The organism is Shewanella olleyana (genome assembly GCF_023283825.1).
GTDB lineage: Bacteria > Pseudomonadota > Gammaproteobacteria > Enterobacterales > Shewanellaceae > Shewanella > Shewanella olleyana.
Genome location: NZ_JAKILD010000008.1, coordinates 1 through 19,525, shown reverse-complemented (window position 1 = coordinate 19,525; position 19,525 = coordinate 1). Strand labels below are relative to the sequence as shown.

Annotated in this window: 15 protein-coding genes; 12 read left to right on the top strand and 3 right to left on the bottom strand. The window is 39.4% G+C overall.

Features of this window, described 5'->3' with window-relative positions:
* Positions 1 to 104 precede the first annotated feature (104 nt).
* The 8 genes from prfC (at position 105) to deoD (ending at position 10,055) form a co-directional block, all read left to right on the top strand.
* Positions 105 to 1,688, top strand: a complete 1,584-nt coding sequence (gene prfC, locus L2735_RS07260; RefSeq protein ID WP_248984074.1) for a peptide chain release factor 3 — start codon at positions 105 to 107, stop codon at positions 1,686 to 1,688.
* Between the two features lie 129 nt (positions 1,689 to 1,817).
* Positions 1,818 to 2,579 (top strand): TatD family hydrolase, encoded by a 762-nt coding sequence (locus L2735_RS07255; RefSeq protein ID WP_248984073.1) that lies wholly within the window; start codon positions 1,818 to 1,820, stop codon positions 2,577 to 2,579.
* 180 nt (positions 2,580 to 2,759) lie between these two features.
* Positions 2,760 to 4,022, top strand: a complete 1,263-nt coding sequence (locus tag L2735_RS07250) for a NupC/NupG family nucleoside CNT transporter (protein WP_248984072.1) — start codon at positions 2,760 to 2,762, stop codon at positions 4,020 to 4,022.
* Between the two features lie 361 nt (positions 4,023 to 4,383).
* Positions 4,384 to 5,256, top strand: coding sequence for a nucleoside-specific channel-forming Tsx family protein (locus L2735_RS07245; protein WP_248984071.1), 873 nt, complete (start codon positions 4,384 to 4,386; stop codon positions 5,254 to 5,256).
* Between the two features lie 445 nt (positions 5,257 to 5,701).
* Complete coding sequence (gene deoC, locus L2735_RS07240; protein WP_248984070.1) at positions 5,702 to 6,475, top strand: deoxyribose-phosphate aldolase; 774 nt, start codon at positions 5,702 to 5,704, stop codon at positions 6,473 to 6,475.
* A 185-nt stretch (positions 6,476 to 6,660) separates the two neighbouring features.
* The gene (deoA, locus tag L2735_RS07235) at positions 6,661 to 7,992 is read left to right on the top strand and encodes a thymidine phosphorylase (RefSeq protein ID WP_248984069.1); all 1,332 of its coding nucleotides are present in this window, start codon (positions 6,661 to 6,663) and stop codon (positions 7,990 to 7,992) included.
* 11 nt (positions 7,993 to 8,003) lie between these two features.
* Positions 8,004 to 9,218 (top strand): phosphopentomutase, encoded by a 1,215-nt coding sequence (locus L2735_RS07230; RefSeq protein WP_248984068.1) that lies wholly within the window; start codon positions 8,004 to 8,006, stop codon positions 9,216 to 9,218.
* Positions 9,219 to 9,344: 126 nt separating this feature from the next.
* Complete coding sequence (gene deoD, locus L2735_RS07225) at positions 9,345 to 10,055, top strand: purine-nucleoside phosphorylase (RefSeq protein ID WP_248984067.1); 711 nt, start codon at positions 9,345 to 9,347, stop codon at positions 10,053 to 10,055.
* 126 nt (positions 10,056 to 10,181) lie between these two features.
* Here the strand turns inward: deoD and L2735_RS07220 are convergent, their stop codons facing one another.
* Positions 10,182 to 11,000, bottom strand: a complete 819-nt coding sequence (locus tag L2735_RS07220; RefSeq protein ID WP_248984066.1) for an AhpA/YtjB family protein — start codon at positions 10,998 to 11,000, stop codon at positions 10,182 to 10,184.
* Between the two features lie 87 nt (positions 11,001 to 11,087).
* On the opposite strand from L2735_RS07220, the gene serB reads away from it, so the two are divergent.
* Together serB and L2735_RS07210 are read left to right on the top strand one after the other, a co-directional pair.
* On the top strand, positions 11,088 to 12,074 hold the full coding sequence (serB, locus tag L2735_RS07215; protein ID WP_248984065.1) for a phosphoserine phosphatase SerB: 987 nt from the start codon (positions 11,088 to 11,090) through the stop codon (positions 12,072 to 12,074).
* A 514-nt stretch (positions 12,075 to 12,588) separates the two neighbouring features.
* The gene (locus L2735_RS07210; RefSeq protein WP_248984064.1) at positions 12,589 to 13,491 is read left to right on the top strand and encodes an alpha/beta fold hydrolase; all 903 of its coding nucleotides are present in this window, start codon (positions 12,589 to 12,591) and stop codon (positions 13,489 to 13,491) included.
* A gap of 175 nt (positions 13,492 to 13,666) precedes the next feature.
* Here the strand turns inward: L2735_RS07210 and L2735_RS07205 are convergent, their stop codons facing one another.
* The gene (locus L2735_RS07205; protein ID WP_248984063.1) at positions 13,667 to 16,057 is read right to left on the bottom strand and encodes a PilZ domain-containing protein; all 2,391 of its coding nucleotides are present in this window, start codon (positions 16,055 to 16,057) and stop codon (positions 13,667 to 13,669) included.
* Between the two features lie 210 nt (positions 16,058 to 16,267).
* Between L2735_RS07205 and radA the strand changes: the two genes are divergently transcribed.
* Complete coding sequence (gene radA / locus L2735_RS07200) at positions 16,268 to 17,641, top strand: DNA repair protein RadA (protein ID WP_248984062.1); 1,374 nt, start codon at positions 16,268 to 16,270, stop codon at positions 17,639 to 17,641.
* A gap of 236 nt (positions 17,642 to 17,877) precedes the next feature.
* Entirely contained in the window at positions 17,878 to 18,738 is an 861-nt protein-coding gene (locus L2735_RS07195) for a type 2 periplasmic-binding domain-containing protein (protein ID WP_248984061.1), read from the top strand.
* 75 nt (positions 18,739 to 18,813) lie between these two features.
* Here the strand turns inward: L2735_RS07195 and L2735_RS07190 are convergent, their stop codons facing one another.
* A complete protein-coding gene (locus L2735_RS07190) occupies positions 18,814 to 19,173 on the bottom strand; it encodes a PilZ domain-containing protein (RefSeq protein ID WP_248984176.1) in 360 nt (119 codons plus the stop codon).
* Positions 19,174 to 19,525: the final 352 nt, after the last annotated feature.

Sequence of the window (19,525 nt, the reverse complement as noted above, 5' to 3'; positions counted from 1 at the left end):
CGCTTAGTTATTTGTTATAGCAATCTTGAAGACTTTACCTAGCCAACTATCCTCGGAAAAGCTATAATTTGCGCCATTTTTATCATGCTAGGGCAAAGTAACTCATGTCAGCTCACACAGTCGAGGTCGATAAACGTCGTACCTTCGCGATTATTTCGCATCCAGATGCCGGTAAGACCACCATTACCGAAAAGGTTCTTTTATTCGGACAAGCTATTCAAACTGCTGGTACCGTTAAAGGCCGTGGCTCTAAGCAACATGCTAAGTCAGACTGGATGGAAATGGAGAAAGATCGTGGTATTTCTATCACCACATCAGTCATGCAGTTCCCTTACAGTGATTGCCTAGTCAACTTACTTGATACTCCTGGTCACGAAGATTTCTCAGAAGATACTTATCGTACCTTAACCGCTGTTGATTCATGTTTGATGGTAATCGACTCGGCAAAAGGTGTGGAAGACCGTACCCGTAAGCTGATGGAAGTGACTCGTTTACGTGATACGCCTATTGTGACATTCATGAACAAGTGTGACCGTGATATTCGCGATCCTATGGAAGTCATGGATGAAGTAGAGAATGAGTTAAAAATTGCCTGTGCTCCAATTACATGGCCGATTGGTTGTGGTAAATCTTTCAAAGGTATTTACCATATTCACCGTGATGAAGCTGTTTTGTATCAGTCTGGTCAAGGTCACACTATTCAAGAAGTGCGTACCGTTAAAGGTATCGATAACCCTGAGTTAGATGTTGCGATTGGTAGCGAGCTTGCTGAAATCTTACGTGAAGAGTTAGAACTTGTTGTCGGTGCTTCTCATGAATTTGATTTAGATGCATTCTTAAGTGGTAAGTTATCACCTGTTTTCTTTGGTACTGCATTAGGTAACTTTGGTGTTGACCATGTATTAGATGGGTTAACAGAGTGGGCTCCAAAACCACAACCACGTGCAACTGAAGCAAAAGAAATTCAAGCTGAAGATGAGAAGTTCAGTGGTTTTGTATTTAAAATTCAAGCCAATATGGATCCAAAACATCGTGACCGTGTTGCGTTCATGCGTATTGTATCGGGTAAGTACCAAAAAGGTATGAAGATGCATCACGTTCGAGTTGGCAAAGATGTGCGAATTTCAGATGCACTGACCTTTGTTGCTGGTGACCGTGAGCAAGTTGAAGAAGCTTACCCAGGTGACATTATTGGTTTACATAATCACGGTACGATTCAAATTGGTGACACTTTCTCACAAGGTGAGAAGCTTAAGTTTACCGGTATTCCCAACTTCGCACCTGAAATGTTCCGCCGTATTCGTTTAAAAGACCCTTTGAAGCAAAAGCAATTGCTTAAAGGTTTAGTTCAGTTAGCTGAAGAAGGCGCTGTGCAAGTATTTAGACCACTTGATACCAATGATTTAATTGTAGGCGCAGTTGGTGTGCTCCAGTTTGAAGTCGTTGTTGGTCGCTTGAAGAGTGAATATAACGTTGAAGCAATCTACGAAGGCATTAGCGTATCTACTGCTCGCTGGGTTTATTGTAAGGATGAACGTAAGTTAGAAGAGTTCCGCCGTAAATGTAGTGCAAACCTTGCACTTGATGGCGGTGATAATTTGACTTATATTGCACCAACCATGGTAAATCTAAATTTATCAATGGAACGTTATCCTGACGTTGAGTTTGCTAAGACTCGTGAGAACTAAGCAATAGTTCAAATTCAGTGTTAATCTTAAAGGCGGGTAACCGCCTTTTTTATTGCCTGAATTTTATAGTTAATTGTTCATCAATTAAAGGTTAATTAGCTGCAATTCCTCTAAATGAAAGGGTTAGAAATGATTGATACTCATGCACATCTTGATTTAGACGATTTTGATCATGACCGTCATGCGCTGTTTAAGGAGATGCATGAGCTAGGTATTACCAGTGCAATTATCCCAGGTATTAGTGAGCACCAATGGCAAAGACAAATTGCAATCGCAACAGAGTTTAATTGTTATTTTGCACTAGGGATCCATCCTTGGTATCTCCCTCAGAATATTGAAGATTCGTTAACCTTATTAGAACAAAAAATCTCAGAACAACAAGGATACACACATTTTGTGGCCTTAGGTGAATGTGGTTTAGATAAGTTAAAGCCTAATTTCACTATGCAATTAGAGTTACTTTCAGGCCAATTAAAGTTAGCTAACCAGTTTAATCTTCCTGTCATATTACATGCGGTAAAATGCCATCAAGAATTATGTGATTTACTCGCTAAACATCCCAATCCCAAAGGTGGTGTTATTCATGGCTTTTATGGTGGACCTGAGCTAGCACAACGTTATATCAATTTAGGCTATAAATTAGGTATTGGCGGATTGGTGATGAACCCTGATGCTAAAAAGTTGCGAAAAACGATTACTGAATTAGATATTAAATACTTCTTAATTGAAACTGACTCACCCAGTATGACTCCCTCTTATGTAACAGAAAAACGAAATACTCCACTTCATTTACCAAAGTTCGTCTCAGAAATTGCAGATTTACAGAAAAAAACAACTGTTTTTATATTAGAACAGCTGAATAGAAATGCAGTCCAACTGTTTGAGCTGTAATTCTTTTTTTTTAAACATAGTTATTAATTAATGTTAATGTTGCATAAGATCCTGAAATTAAACTCTAAAAGTATGATCTAATCCACGATTTTCATCTGCTCCTCAGTTATAATCATTAACGGAAAATAGGTGAGTTAACAACAAATATACAAATCGTTAACATAATAAGGGTGATGATTAATGGATATACTAATGAGTCTAGTAGGTGTGGTTACCATACTAGCAATCGGTTATGCACTATCAAATAATAGAAAAGCAATTAATGTTCGTACAGTTGGTGGCGCTCTAGCTATCCAGGCGTTCTTTGCTGGTTTTGTTCTATATGTTCCAGTGGGTAAAGACATCTTAAAAGGTGTTTCAGATGCGGTATCTAGCGTTATTGGTTACGCACAAAGTGGTATTAACTTCTTATTCGGTGATTTAGCCCAATTCAAAGTTGGTTTCATTTTCGCGGTTAACGTTTTACCGGTTATCGTATTCTTCTCTTCTTTAATTGCAGTTCTATACTACTTAGGCATTATGCAGTGGATCATCCGTATTATCGGTGGTGGTTTACAAAAAGCATTAGGCACTAGTCGTACAGAATCAATGTCTGCAACTGCTAACATCTTCGTTGGTCAAACAGAAGCACCTCTAGTAGTACGTCCGTTTATTGCAACGATGACTAACTCTGAATTATTCGCAATCATGGTTGGTGGTCTTGCATCAATCGCGGGTTCAGTATTAGCGGGTTACGCGCAGATGGGTGTACCTATTGAGTACTTAGTTGCTGCATCATTCATGGCTGCTCCTGGTGGTCTTATGATGGCTAAACTAATGCATCCTGAAACTGAAGAAGCTAAGAATGAAATGTCTGAGCTTCCTGAAGACCCTGATAAGCCAGCTAACGTGTTAGACGCTGCTGCTGCAGGTGCTTCTTCTGGTATGCACTTAGCTCTTAACGTTGGTGCAATGTTGATTGCATTCGTTGGTCTAATCGCAATGATCAACGGCATTATCGGTGGTGTCACTGGTTGGTTCGGTCTTGAAGGTATTACTTTAGAACTGATCCTTGGTTACATCTTCATGCCTTTAGCATTCTTAATCGGTGTACCTTGGAACGAAGCTCTTGTAGCAGGTTCTTTCATCGGTCAGAAGATCGTAGTTAACGAATTCGTAGCGTATCTTAACTTTGCTCCTTACTTACTTGATGCTTCAGCTGAAGGTTATCAAGTAGTAGCAGAGACAGGCATGATGATGAGTGACAGAACCAAAGCGATTATCTCTTTCGCACTTTGTGGTTTTGCTAACTTATCTTCAATTGCGATTTTGTTAGGTGGTTTAGGTGCTATGGCTCCTGAGCGTCGCCATGACTTAGCTAGACTAGGTATCCGTGCTGTTATCGCCGGTTCACTAGCTAACTTAATGAGTGCAACTCTAGCCGGTTTATTCTTAGCAATTTAATTCTAAGAGTACTGACTATGAGTTAAAAGAGGGCTGTTATTACTTAGGTAATAATGGCCCTTTTTTTTTAGGTTTTATCGATTGTAATCAAAGTTTAATCTGTTGGCTTCTTTGTATGGCATGTGGATTGCTCCAGCCTTTTGGTAGTGATTTATATTGGTTTGGACAAGTAATGCAGTTTATTAGATATAAATGCTTCAAGTTGTTAGTGAAAAGTAGAGATATTGTTCACGTTTTGGGATTAAGTATTCGTATTTCTGCTAATTCTTATTGAGCTTTTATTTAATCGATGTACAATGCGAACGTTTAAAAAAAATCGCCACCCACGTAGGTGGTAATAAATATATCAATGGGGTTGATAATGAAAAATGTTAAAACTTTAGCTGTTGCAGCTACACTAGCGACTATGTCTGCTTCAGCAGTTGCTGCTGACCGTACAAATTTGCGTGAAGGCGATTACAGCTGGATGCAGTTCAATGCAATGTACGCAGTAAACGAATTACCACGTGATGGTTCTACTGATAACGGTCATGATTACCTAGAAATGGAATTTGGCGGCCGCGCTGGTATCGTTGATTTATACGGTTATGTTGATGTATTCAACATTACTAACCAGAATTATGGTGACAAAGGCGCTGGCGCAAGCAAGATGTTCATGAAGTTCAATCCACGTTTTTCTCTTGATGCAATGACGGGTAAAGACCTTTCATTTGGCCCTGTTCAAGAACTTTACATCTCAACTTTATTTAACTGGGGTGGCGGTGCTATCTCTGGTGTTGATAAAAATGGCAATGAATACGCCGGCGATGTAAACAACGCTTCAGTGGGTATTGGTGCTGATGTTATGGTTCCATGGTTAGGTAAAACTGGCATGAACTTATATGGCTTCTACGACATAAATGCTAAAGATTGGAATGGTTACCAATTCTCTATGAACTGGTTCAAGCCAGTTGTTAACTTTGATAATGGCACTTTCATTTCATTCCAAGGTTACCTTGATTATCAGTTTGGTGCTGATGAAGTAACTGCTACAGACGATAATGATATTACAACTACGACCTTTACTTCTAATGGCGGTGCAGCATACTTTGGTCTTCATTGGCATTCAGACAACTACGCACTAGGTTACGGTCTTAAGGCTTACCAAGATGTTTACCTTCTTAAAGATGAAGGCACATTTGGTTTAGAAACTACAGGTTTCGCACATTACTTTACTGCTACTTATAAGTTCTAAAGCTAACTTGTAAGCATTTGGAGCCACATAAATGTGGCTCCAAATTTTTATTAAAATATGTTAGTATTTACTTAAGTACATAGAAAAATTTGATAGTATGTATTTAGATAAATATTTACATCCAGACAGTGTTTTATTGAACTAATATATGATGATTCAGTCTTAAATAGTTCAAGATAAATAGTTCAAGATAAATAGTTTGGATTGATTTGCGCGCTAAAAGGGAATTTTCGCGGAATGGATGGAGCAATAATCATTGTTTCACCTCTTCCGGTCTTCAAGGATTCAAGTCGTGGTACTCGTTATCAGATTGAATACTTAGTTCAGTAATTTATTCACTAATTTACTGGCAATGCTCGAAGGCCCGGCCTCACAACTTAACTACTGCCAGCTTTATGCATTGCCAAAACAATATTTTATTAGTTTTTTGTTTCGGAGAGCAAACATGAGTGATTTAAAAAAAGCAGCACAACTTGGCATCTCGTTAATGGATTTAACCACATTAAACGACGATGATACTGATCAGAAAGTCATCGATCTATGCCATAAAGCGAACACTGCTGCTGGCCATACTGCTGCCATCTGTATTTACCCGCGTTTTATTCCAATTGCTCGTAAAACATTAAACGAGCTTAATTGTGAAGACATTAAAATTGCTACAGTGACTAACTTCCCGCACGGTAATGATGATATTGCCATTGCAGTATTAGAAACGCGTGCAGCTGTTGCCTATGGCGCAGATGAAGTTGATGTCGTATTCCCTTACCGTTCACTAATGGCAGGTAATGAATCTTTAGGTTTTGAACTTGTTAAAGCTTGTAAAGAAGCCTGTGGCGATGAAGCTATTTTAAAAGTCATTATCGAATCAGGTGAATTAAAAGATCCTGTGTTAATTCGTAAAGCGTCAGAGCTATCAATTGATGCTGGTGCTGACTTTATCAAGACATCAACAGGTAAAGTACCGGTTAATGCCACACTTGAAGCGGCAGAAATCATGTTAACCGTGATTAGCGAAAAGAACAGCAATGTTGGTTTTAAACCTGCCGGTGGTGTACGTGACGCGGCTAAAACTGCCGAGTTTTTAGGTTTGGCTGAACGCATTCTAGGTGCTGACTGGGTAACTCCTGCACACTTTAGATTCGGTGCTTCAAGCTTATTAACAAGCTTATTGCACACTCTTGAGCTTTCTGATGCTCCTCAGGGTGCACAGGGCTACTAATAAAGCGTGGCTAATTAAAGACTGCTAAATGATTTAGTATCATCATTAGTTAGCCAAACTTGTTTTAACGGTTTTAATTGATAGCATTAATCACCTCTGCATTCTTGTGATTGGTGCCATCTTGTTAAGGTGGAGTGTACGGGCTCTAAGTCATTAGAGTTTTACATGATGCTGGAGGAAATAGTATGTTTCTCGCTCAAGAAATTATTCGTAAAAAACGTAATGGTGAAGCTCTCAGCAATGCTGAAATACAATTTTTTGTAGATGGTATTACTCAAAATACTGTCTCAGAAGGCCAAATTGCCGCTTTCGGTATGGCTGTTTATTTTCAAGATATGAACATGGATGAGCGTATTGCCTTAACTACAGGTATGCGTGATTCTGGTACCGTGCTTAATTGGGATTCTTTGTCACTCGACGGCCCAATTATTGATAAGCACAGCACTGGTGGTGTGGGTGATGTTATCAGCCTGATGCTTGGCCCTATGGCTGCAGCATGTGGCGGTTATGTTCCTATGATTTCCGGTCGTGGATTAGGCCATACTGGCGGTACACTAGATAAGTTCGACGCTATTCCTGGTTACCAAACCGAACCTTCAAGTGAATTATTCCGTAAAGTTGTTAAAGAAGCCGGAGTGGCTATTATTGGGCAAACTGGTGATTTAGTGCCTGCCGATAAACGCTTTTATTCCATTCGAGACAATACTGCGACGGTTGAATCTATCTCGCTGATCACAGCTTCAATTCTCTCTAAAAAGCTGGCTGCTGGCCTAGATGCATTAGCGATGGACGTTAAAGTCGGTAGTGGTGCATTCATGCCAACTTATGAAGCATCTGAAGAACTGGCTCGCAGTATCACAGCGGTTGCTAATGGTGCCGGCACTAAAACAACAGCGTTATTGACTGACATGAACCAAGTGTTGGCATCGTGTGCGGGTAATGCTGTTGAGGTTCGTGAAGCGATTAACTTCTTAACCGGTCAATACCGTAATCCACGTCTATATGAAGTCACCATGGGTTTATGTGCTGAGATGCTAGTTTTGGGCGGTATTGCGCAAAATGATGCGGACGCTCGTAATAAGTTAAATACCGTTTTAGATAATGGTAAAGCTGCTGAAATTTTTGGCCGTATGGTTTCTGGCCTTGGCGGACCGACTGACTTTGTCGAATCATATGATAAATATTTACCTCATTCACAGATAATCCGTCCTGTGTACGCTGCTAAACAAGGTTATGCTCATAGTATGGACACCCGTGAATTAGGATTAGCTGTTGTCACTCTAGGTGGTGGTCGTAGAAAACCTGGTGATAAATTAGACTACAGTGTTGGCTTAACTGATGTGTGTGCCTTAGGTGATTTTGTTTCTAATGACAAACCTATTGCGATGGTGCATGCACAATCTGAAGCGGCGTTTGAAGAAGCCTCTGCGGCGGTTCAACAAGCGATAAAAATTGAAGATTCGGCACCTGAAAAAACGCCTGAAATCTATCGTTATATTCGCGCTTCGGATCTATAAGGAGACTCGTTATGAAACGTACATTTATTATGATGCTGGATTCGTTCGGTGTAGGTGCTGCCACCGACGCTGATAAATTTGGCGATGTGGGTTCTGATACATTCGGTCATATTGCTAAAGCATGTGCAGAAGGTAAAGCTGACATTGGTCGACAAGGCCCGTTAAATCTACCTAACTTAGCTAAACTAGGTTTAGGTCACACAGGTTTTGAAAGCACGGGTAAATTCGCTGAAGGTTTTGGCGATAACGTAGAAGTTATCGGCGCCTATGGTCATGCTGATGAACTGAGCTCTGGTAAAGATACACCGAGTGGTCATTGGGAAATGGCGGGTGTTCCGGTTCTTTACGAATGGGGTTACTTTTCTGATTTAACAAACTCATTCCCAAAAGAATTAACTGACAAAATTTTAGCTCGTGCCGGTTTAACTGAGTTTTTAGGTAATTGCCACGCATCAGGTACTACAATACTTGAAGAGCTTGGTGAAGAACACATGCGTTCTGGTAAGCCTATTTTTTACACTTCTGCTGATTCGGTATTTCAAATTGCCTGTCATGAAGAGACTTTTGGCTTGGAAAACCTTTATCGTTTGTGTGAAATCACTCGTGAAGAGTTAGAGCCTTATAACATTGGCCGTGTTATTGCGCGCCCATTTGTAGGTACTGGCCCTGATGATTTCGCTAGAACAGGTAATCGCCATGACTATGCAGTATTACCGCCAGCGCCAACCGTATTAGATAAACTGAAAGATGCCGGTGGTGAAGTGGTGAGTATTGGTAAAATTGCCGATATCTATGCCAACAGCGGCATTACTCAAAAGTTTAAAGCAACAGGGCTTGAAGAATTATTTGATGCAACACTTGAACAAGTGAAACGTGCAGGTGATAACACTATTGTGTTTACCAACTTCGTTGATTTTGACTCTCATTATGGTCATCGCCGTGACATTGCAGGCTATGCTAAAGCGTTAGAGTATTTTGACCAACGTTTACCAGAGCTGTTGGCATTATTAAGTCCAGAAGATTTAATTGTGTTCACTGCTGATCATGGTTGTGATCCAAGTTGGCAAGGTACAGAGCATACCCGTGAGAGAGTGCCTGTATTGGCATTAGGCGCTGGTTTAGCTGCTGGTTCTTTAGGTCGTCGTAATAGTTTTGCTGATATTGGTCAGTCAATTGCTAGTTACTTTGAACTTGAGCCAATGGAATATGGTGAATCTTTCATTTAACAATGAAACATTACTATCTTCTAACGATATTATTGTGAATAAATATAGTAGAATCGCATTTGGTAATTAAGGGGATGACTTAATTACCAAAATTAAAGATTTAAGATAAAAATATAGGGGTTTTTCATGGCTACACCACATATTAATGCTGTTGACGGCGCTTTCGGCGAAACAGTTTTATTCCCAGGCGATCCATTACGTGCAAAATACATTGCTGAAACGTTCTTAGAAAACGTTGAGCTAGTGACTGATGTACGTAACATGTTCGGCTACACTGGTACTTATAAAGGGACTCGTATCTCTGTTATGGGTTCAGGTATGGGTATTCCTTCTTGTTCAATTTACGCTCACGAGCTTATCAAAGATTACGGTGTTAAAAACCTGATCCGTGTTGGCACTTGTGGCGCAATCAGCACCGACGTTAAAGTACGTGACGTTATTATCGGTATGGGTGCTTGTACTGACTCACAAGCAAACCGTTTACGTTTTAAAGGTCAAGACTTTGCTGCTATTGCAGATTACGGCCTATTGAGTGCAGTAGTTGATTCAGCTAAAGCTCACGGTACTAACATCCGCGTTGGTAACGTATTCTCTGCTGATTTATTCTACACTCCAGATCCTTCAATGTTTGACACTATGGAAAAAATGGGTGTTTTAGGCGTCGAAATGGAAGCTGCAGGTCTTTATGGCGTAGCACACGAATTAGGTGCTAAAGCATTATGTGTAGTTACTGTTTCTGACCACATCAGAACGGGTGAAAAAACATCTTCTGATGAGCGTCAAACTACATTCAATGACATGATTGTTATGACATTAGATGCGGCAATTACTCTTTAATATAGAGCTAATTTGCTAAGCAAGAAAAAGGGATAACTTAAGCGTTATCCCTTTTTTAATGTCTGTAATAATATTATTAGGTAATATCTTAGTTTTTAGCCTTAGCCTTAGCCTTAATCTTTAAGCTTAGTCTTTTGTTTTCGCCTTCTTCACTGGCTGACTATCTTCTGGCTCAAGCTCTTCTTCTTTCATACTTGAAAGCTCTTGATATTCAATGTCATCCCTTTCACTATGACTCAATTCATCACCATTTTGCTCATTGGTGTCTATTTCACTTTCCTCTAGTGAGGCGTCATCATCTTCGACTGCATTTTTCTGTAATAGGTTACTATTTTTTCGCCCTTGTTTAGCGCGTGTTTTACGGCGATCAAAATCAGCTCGTTTAAACGATAACGCTCTGGAAAGCAGTAAACCAATGATGCCCGCGACGATGAGCATGGTTTGCTGTAGCTTCATATTTTCTTGATATAATGTTTTTATTTCATCAAAGAAAATGCGTAAGTTGAGTCGAACTTCAATATAGCCTAAGTTATTTTCGCCTTGGAGTACGTTTTCTATCATCGGTGGGTAAGGCGATAGAAGTTGCTTCAACTCTTGGTCATCAGCATCAAGCTCATCTTTAGATACCGATTGAGCAAAAGCCAGCCTGACCCCCTGAGCGTCGTAAATATTAACCGACATTACTTTGGGGTCATCAATCAAAGCATTTGCAAGCCACTGAAGTTGTTCATCATTTTGTAAAAACATAGCTGGCGCAGCACCATTTGCGGCCTGCTGAGCTAATAATCTCGCCATTATCTGTGTTTGAGAATTAAGCAATTGTTGGCCATTGTTAAGGCTTGATTTCCACAAATGTGTTAGCCCAAACAGTAATATAACCGCCAAGACGATTTGAATGATCCTGCTGATTTTCTGACTTTTCTTAAGACCTTTAACAAAAATCACTTTAATCCTTGGTATTTTTTCTATTTAATTAATACTAATCGAAATAAATCATAGTAGATAGTCGCAATCATTGGGGAAATGCAGTCGATGGAAAGTCAGAAAAATAAACAAGCTTTAACATGGTTATTCTCAGGGTTTGATGCGTCTTTTACTTCTGGTTCTAATACCCTTACTCGTTATTTTGAAGATGAGTTTATTAATAATATTCAAGTTAAACAGCCGCATCGATTTAGGGTGATATTTGATGAGTCGGCATTTGATAGTATTAGTCAGTGGTTTGAAGGTTTAGAGCAAGATTGTTCAATTGCAGTATTAATGCGACATAACGATTTAAAAGGGATGGAAATCGCATCTTCAACAAGATTAGGTGATTTTATTGAGCTATTCCCTAAAGACATCGATGCAGAACTATTGGAAGTGACCCAAGCCTTACCAAGCTTTTTTAAGCCAGGTTTACTGGTGATGGATATGGATTCGACGGCTATTCAAATTGAATGTATTGATGAGTTAGCTGCGATGGCTGGCGTGGGTGAGGCTGTGTCTGAAGTCACTGAAAGAGCTATGCAAGGTGAACTTGATTTCGAAGAAAGCCTTCGTTTACGTGTGAGCAAATTAGCTGGTGCAAATGAAGATATAATTGACAGCTTATGCGAGAAATTACCTTTAATGCCTGGACTTGAAAGCCTAGTGGCAGAGCTTAAACCAAACGATTGGAAGTTAGTGCTAGCGTCTGGCGGCTTCACTCCGTTTGTGGGGCATTTAAAAGACCTTTTAAAGCTTGATGCTGCTTATGCCAATGAGCTTGTGATAGATGATGGTAAGTTAACGGGTGAAGTCACTGGCGAAGTTGTTGATGCACAATACAAAGCCGATGTTATCGATAAAAGTAGTGCCGCTTGGCAAATTGCAATAGGTCAACGTATGGCAATAGGTGATGGGGCTAATGATATTCCTATGGTCAAAGCTGCTGACTTTGGCATTGCTTTTCATGCAAAACCTAAGTTACTTGCTGCTGCGGATGCGAGTATTCAAAAGCTTGATTTACGTTGTTTGGTGTTTTATTTACAAGGCTAGTTTTAAGCCTAATAAACTCTGCGAAAGATTGTAAGTGGTAAGGGCGTGTTGATCCTTTAAGGTTGTTTTTGCAGCGAATTGTTGGCCATTTATACAAGGCAGAGACTTTATGGTGTAGTTATTCTACATAAAAAGTCGATAACGCAGTAAAAATGGCCAACAAACGTTGCCCAAAGGGTTCGGCTAAAAGTGTTTTAATCTTTGTTGGATGCTTCTTTTTAAAAAGAAGTGCTTAGATGACTAGGCATCAATCCACCCGCCTCAATTAAAACACTTTTATCTCGAACAAAATTTAACCAGCAAAGATCAACACGCCCAAGTAATTGAAACCATTTTTAAACGGTTATAGTGATTTATTATTGGTTAAACAGGTAAGTTGTCGTGCTTATTAGTTTATACAACTTGTTGAGTAGAAATTACTTATCATTAGATTTTTTACTCTAATTAACTTGAAATTAACACACGCTGTGTTTAACGTGGTTATATTCATGATGTCGGATATAGCCAAATTTTTATGCAGCAATCTCATTACCTTCCTTATCGAGACGGGAAGCTTCATCTTCGTCATATTAAAGCGCAGACTTTATCAAATACCGAAAATATCGTTCGTGCACCTATTTTGATGCTTCATGGTGCAATGTCTAATGGCCGGGTGTTTTATAGCCCTTCAGGGAGAGGCTTAGGCTGCTATTTAGCAGAGCAGGGATATGATGTTTATGTGTTAGACACTGCAGGAAGAGGCACAAGCGAGCCATTAATTGGTGCTGATTATCAGATGGGACAAACAGAAGTTATCCTCGAGCAACTCCCTTTAGCCCATGAGTTTGTATTGAATCACACTAACGCTGAAAAGGTACATTGGTGCGCTCACTCATGGGGAGGCGTCTTGATGGCAAGTAGCTATATCCGTCTGGCTCATTTACGTCATCAGGTCGCTTCGTTCGTTACTTTCGGCAGTAAAAGAACGATTAAAGTGAAATCATTTCGTAAAACGATGATGGTGGATTTATTTTGGAATAGACTTGCGCCATTGATGAGCAAATATCAAGGTTACTTGGCTGCAGATAAATATCGTTTAGGAATGGATAATGAAAGTCGTTTATCGCTGCTACAGACCATTGATTGGATCAGAGGCGACTGGATAGATGCGGATGATAAGTTTAATTACTCCGAAGCTGTGCAAAATGTCGATTGGCCTAAAAGCTGGTTTATTGCAGGTAAGAAAGATTTTGTACTCGGTAACCCATCTGATGTGAAAGATATGATGAGTGAGTGTTGTTTGAAAGATGCTGAATATACATTACTGGCTAAACGCAAAGGCTTTAAACGCGATTACACTCATGCTGGAATGCTAACTGACAAATTAGCTGTGACAGATCATTTTCCATTGGTAAGTGATTGGTACAACCGCTTTTAACTCAAGTCAATTGACAGCTGACGTTTTAATGCCTTCAAAATCCTTCAAAATAGAACGCCTTCGAAGGCTTAATGACTGTTCGAAGTGCTTTAGTGCTTAGTTTCTAAGCTTCTATTTCTAACTATTTAGATCTAAAAATCATTATGAAGTTTAAGCCAAAGTATCATTATGAAGTTTAGGCAGAAGTATTAATGTGAAGCTCAGGAAACCTGACTTCCACTTCGGCGGTAATATCCAGTAACTCTCCGCTGCCGATAATCTGCCATAATCGCTCTTCAAGTTGTTTTGCTCGATGACTTGCATGAATCGTAATGTATTCCATTTCTCGGCGTATATAGCTCATATCAGGCTTTTCTGTCGCACCAAAATAAACTCTTAGTGCCATAAAACGGCCAACAGCTTGGGCATGGCTAATAAACTTTATTTGTGCAGTACGGCTATTAAATTCATTCATTAATTGAGTTTGGATATTTATTGCGCCTCTTCCTTGCCGTGATATTTGCATAAACACTTCAAAGTATTGCGCGCCATCAATGGATTTCATATTGCGTATAGGGTCGATGATGAGCTGTTTAAACTGAGCTTCGTCAAATAATGGCGTTAGGTTAAAGTTGAGAGGTTTAGTAGAGCCTGCTGCAAACAAATGACTAATCTCATCTGTTTTAGTACCTACCCCAATACAGGCAAGTTGCGCTGATTTTTTGGTTTTTTCAACAAAATAGGGTACACCAACTAACTGTCTTAGTAGTAAGTTCTTCATCCCGTCTGCTAACTCTTTAAGCTCGCCCTCGTCATCAGATAACTGCTCAAATTTGTCTCGGTTATGGTTGATCAGCTTATTGATAAATTCGACCCCAGTATGAGGTTCATGACCAACGATGGCAGATAAATGCAATGTTTGGTGATTATTTCGGCTTCTAATGAGTTGATAAGGAAGCTTTTTAAGTTCAGTTTTACCTGCAATAGCTTGTAGCTTTGGAAAGCTTAAACTCACTTCTGCAGGGGAGGTGAACTTAGTGTGATCCTCAAGAGTAAATTGCATACCACGAGTTGAAATATCATGTGAAATACCGCGGCTTTTTTTTCCTGCTTGCTCTATTTCAATGATGGTTTTAAAAGCGAAACGAGCCTCTCTTCTTCGTTCACTAAAGGGCATTGATAGACGTTTAATGATATTTTTCTTAAGCTTTGCTTGATTAAAGAGCTTTAGTTCATTGACGTTATCGCCTTCATTGAACCAAGCGCGGTAGTTAGGTCTTACATCTTCATTTGTTAGATCGATGAGCTGCAAAATATAACTGAACCTCGCTAACTGCTGTTCAGTTAGTGCTGAGTATTGGTCTTCATCACCAGGAAGTGTCGAGGTTTTGTAATTTAATTTGTGATTCACTTTTTGTTGGCTCACTTTAAAAATTCGCCAACTGGTTTTTGCTGCGCCAAAGCCAAAAAACAACTGCATCGCATTGTTTTGTTTTAGCTCATGGAGTGAGGCAGAGAAATACTGAGTTACGCCTTTAGCTTGATGGGTAAAACAAAAAAATAAACCATGATCCGCTTCATTGGGATACTTGATAAGGTTAACTAAGCGATTGTTGGTTAACATACTAGGAAGCTGGTTAACTTCTTTCTCGTCAATAAAATATTGCAATATAGGTTGATTGCCACGGCTTAATAATTGATGACTGATGAAAGGTTTACCGTCTGCAACCGATATATACAAAGGCATATGGGCTAGCATCGGCAAATAATGACGTTCAAAGCCTAAACCTGTGGCATTAACGATGACATCGTTTACATCGACTTTATAGCGAAACTTATAGCCTCGGATCAGTTGGGTGAGCACTTTATCAAGTTCAACGCTATCTCCAAGTCTGCGCAGGCGCATAATGGCATTATCATCTTTAGTCTGAATATCAACTATTTGATAATCAACCCCGTTCTGTAAGTCCTCAAAAAAGAATTCTTCGTTAAGTTCTAATAACTTCACTCGTAGTGGTTTATCTTGTTCAAAACGGTGTTTAGCAGGAAGGCGGACTCTTGCTCCCCCGACAGAAAGGTCAAGGCTTGCGCCAATTACTTCTGCGCCGCCATTTTGTGAAGCAGAGATGCGAATGGAGTAATTCATTCGCTCTTCACTACGATGAAAGTAACTGCCCATGACTACACCAGGTACGATTAACTCTGATGTCTCTATTACGGGTTCTTGTTTATTTTTACGTAATTTATCTTTTCGCTGTCGATGCTCATTGAGTACATGCTCATAAACACCAATGGTGTATTTATTGCGAAAGAGCTGCAGTGCTTGAGCTAATGACGTTTTTGACGGTTCATCAAGGAAGTGGCGTTGTTTGGCTATGTTAACTTCTTCGCACTCTAGCTCTGTTTTATCACGTAAATCAATAATACGGGTGCATATTGCTGAAAGGCGGTTAAGCTCCATTTTGAGAAGAAATCGAGTCGAATTAGATTCGTCGACAGTCAGTTTTTCAAAGACATCTTTAAAGTCTGGCTCCATCAGTAGCGGCTTGAGTTGTTCTATCAGCTGACTATGGTCTTCTATGCTCATTGGTTCTTTTCAGTTTTGGTGCGATAACAAGGTGCTAATTATAAGCCTGACTGGTAATCTTATCGGCTCACGACATACTTACTTTATACAAATTTAATTTATGTGTCTGTTAAAGCAAGTAATATAACAATTTAAATACAATAATAATGCAAGCCGAATAATTATTAATCATTTATTCGTCAATAGCGTTTAACTTAATGACAGTGAAGCATGGCAAAGAATAAAACAGCGTTTGTGTGTAATGAATGTGGACAAGATTTTCCTCGCTGGCAAGGGCAATGTAGTGCCTGCCAAGAATGGAATACGATCTCTGAAGTCCGTATTGCTGCGGTAAAATCTTCAACTGCATCCGTTGCTGGTTATGCCGGCTCTGTTGGCGGCGGCTCTAAAAAACTTGGCGATGTTGAAGAGTTCGAAGCGCAAAAGCACCTCACTGGTATTGGTGAGCTGGATAGAGTGTTATGCGGTGGGCTGACCACAGGTTCGGTGAACATCATTTCGGGTGATCCTGGCGCAGGTAAAACTACCTTGTTGTCTGATTTAATTGCCCGTATGTCGCAAGACATGCCGTCACTCTACTGTACTGCTGAAGAGTCCTTATCTCAGTTTAAAAACCGTGTGAACCGCTTAAAGCTCAATTACAATGAAGACAACTTATATTTAATGGCTGAAACGAATGTAGAAGCCATTATTGCTGAGCTTGATGCCAAGAAAATTAAGTTTGCTGTTATCGACTCAATTCAGGCCGTAGTATCTGATTTAGCTAATGGTAGTCCAGGTTCGCCTTCTCAAGTCAAAAGCAGTGCCCAAGCATTAACTCAGTATTGTAAACAAAACAACGTGACCATGTTTTTGGTCGCTCATGTAAACAAAAATAATGAAACCGCGGGCCCGCAAACCTTGATCCATATTGTGGATTGTTTAACCCATATTGAATGTAACGATGGTCAAATAAGAACATTAAGAGCCAACAAAAACCGTTTTGGTGATGTAGATACCGTGGGTATCTTTAAAATGACTGAGCGCGGCATGATAAGTGTCGATAACCCAAGTGAAATTTTCCTCTCTGGTTCTACCACTGAGTCTCCTGGCGCTGCAATTACTTGCATTCGCAAAGGTAACCGTAATTTATTACTTGAAATTCAATGTTTGACGACTGAAACCGAGGGAGAGTTTCCTCAGCGAGTGTGTGTCGGCCTTAATATGAATCGGATTAAAATGCTGACAGGAGTCCTTCGTAAGCATACTCGTACTAAGATATTTCACGACACCTACTTTAATTTAGTGGGTGGTCTTAAAATTGATGAGTCTGAAACGTGCATTGATCTGGCTTTGGTTACAGCACTATTAAGTAGTTTGAATGATTTTGTGGTTCCTCGAACGACTTGTATTATGGGAGAGCTTAGCCTAAATGGAGATGTTAGGCCGATTGATAGTGGGGTGCCAAGAGTTAAAGAAGCTGTACAACACGGCTTTACTGAAGTGTACATACCACACCGAAACTACCATAAATCTATGGAAGGGTTAGGGGCGAAAATTCATCCTATTAAAACAATTCATGAGTTACTAGAATTGATTAATTAGTCCGTTTTTGGAAAGACTAGCTTAAGAAGTCTGTAGCGTTGAGGCATTCATCTGCTACGATCATACACTTGTTTAAATTATTACTAGGCAAGTGTATCCCAAAAAAGATATTATGCGCTTGTTGTAATTCTTAGCCTGAGAGTTTAATAATTTCTAGCTACTTTTGACACTTTATCTGAATAGTGACCATAAGTTGATAATATAAAAATAAGTTTTAAAGGGTGATATAACTAAGCATGACGCGGTACAATTGTTTTAAAGCCTCATTGATTGCTTTTGTTTGCCTTTTCATTGCTGACGTCTCAGCAAAGCCTACTTCCACACAAGTATTACGCTTATATCAAACCGATTTTCAATTTGAGTATCATATCGAACTGCTTAAAATTGCACTTGATAAAACTGCAGCTGATTATCCTGACACAAAATTACAATTCACCGAACAAGTGACTCCTGGTCGCGGATTAAAAATGCTTGAGCAGGGTGAGGTCGATATTGCCTTTTTAGCATCCAGCAAAGAGCGTGAGCAAAACTTTATTCCAATTAAAATTCCGTTGCTTAAAGGCTTACTTGGATACCGCTTATTACTCATACACCAAGACAACTTAGAAAAGTTTCAGCAAGTAACAAATACAAAAGACCTTGGCGACTCGTTTGTTGCTGGCTTTGGTAGCCATTGGGCTGATATTGAAGTCTTGAGACATAATAATTTGCCGACCCAAGAAGTGGGTACAGTAACCAGTTTATATCGGATGTTACATGCAAAACGGTTTGATTACTTCCCTCGCGGGGTTAATGAAATTTGGGAAGAGAAACAACGCTTAAAAGGGCAATTACCTGATTTAATGATTGAGCCTAATATTGCCCTTGTTTATAACTTGCCAGTCTATGTTTTTGTAAATAAAGACTTGCCTGAGCTAGCAGCAAGAATAGAAAAAGGCCTCAATATAGCCACTGATGATTTGTCTTTTCAAGAATTGTTTTTGAAGTATTACAATGACTCAATTCTGAAGGCGAGATTGTCAGAACGTAACATTATTCATCTTCAAAATGATGATTACCCAATGACTTCAACTATCGACACAAGTTGGTGGTTATAGTGAGTATTAAGAACTAAATACTAAGTAAATTTAGCAATGCTTAATGCGCTAATCTCTCACTTCTTACGCTAGCTACTATAGGCTGATAAGCTGACCCAGCTCTCTTTGTAGTAAGTCATTATCACCGATATTGAGCTCTATAATGCGCTTTAAGTGACTAATACTGTCTAGATCTATGTGCTGACACTCTAAACCTAGATGATTTACTTCTTTATGAACAAGAACAGTGTCCATGCTTAATACAATATCGGATTCAGGTAATAAGAAGCTTAATGCAACGTTTTGTCCTTCCTCTGCCTCAAGTCCCTCAGGTGTTGAAACTAAGGCACCGTTGATACTCAAATCTAAAATATCCGTGCGATAGGTTTTATCTTCGACGTTAACAGAAGCTGTTGCAGCAAAAAGAGTACGAGTGAACTTTCTTCTTTCATCCATAAATATGATATCCACTTATTGATGCTAGTGAGTAATAACTTCTGCTTAGAACTAGAGTCTAGGGCTTAGCATTAGTATTAATATTAGCATTAGTATTAGCGTTGCTTCTTTAAAGAATACGCTATATAAAAATGAATGCCAATAAAGGCTTAGTCAATTCCTTAAGTGACGAAATTACAATAGTCCTTAGTGAAATAGTTGTTGAGGAATTAAAGATATAAAAAAGGAGCCTTAGGCTCCTTTCAGATTAATGACAAACCCCCACTTTTTTTAAAGTGGGGGTTTTATTTTATTGGTTTATACGCATTTCACGACGTTTATTTAAAAACACATCTTGAGCAATATTGTTGGT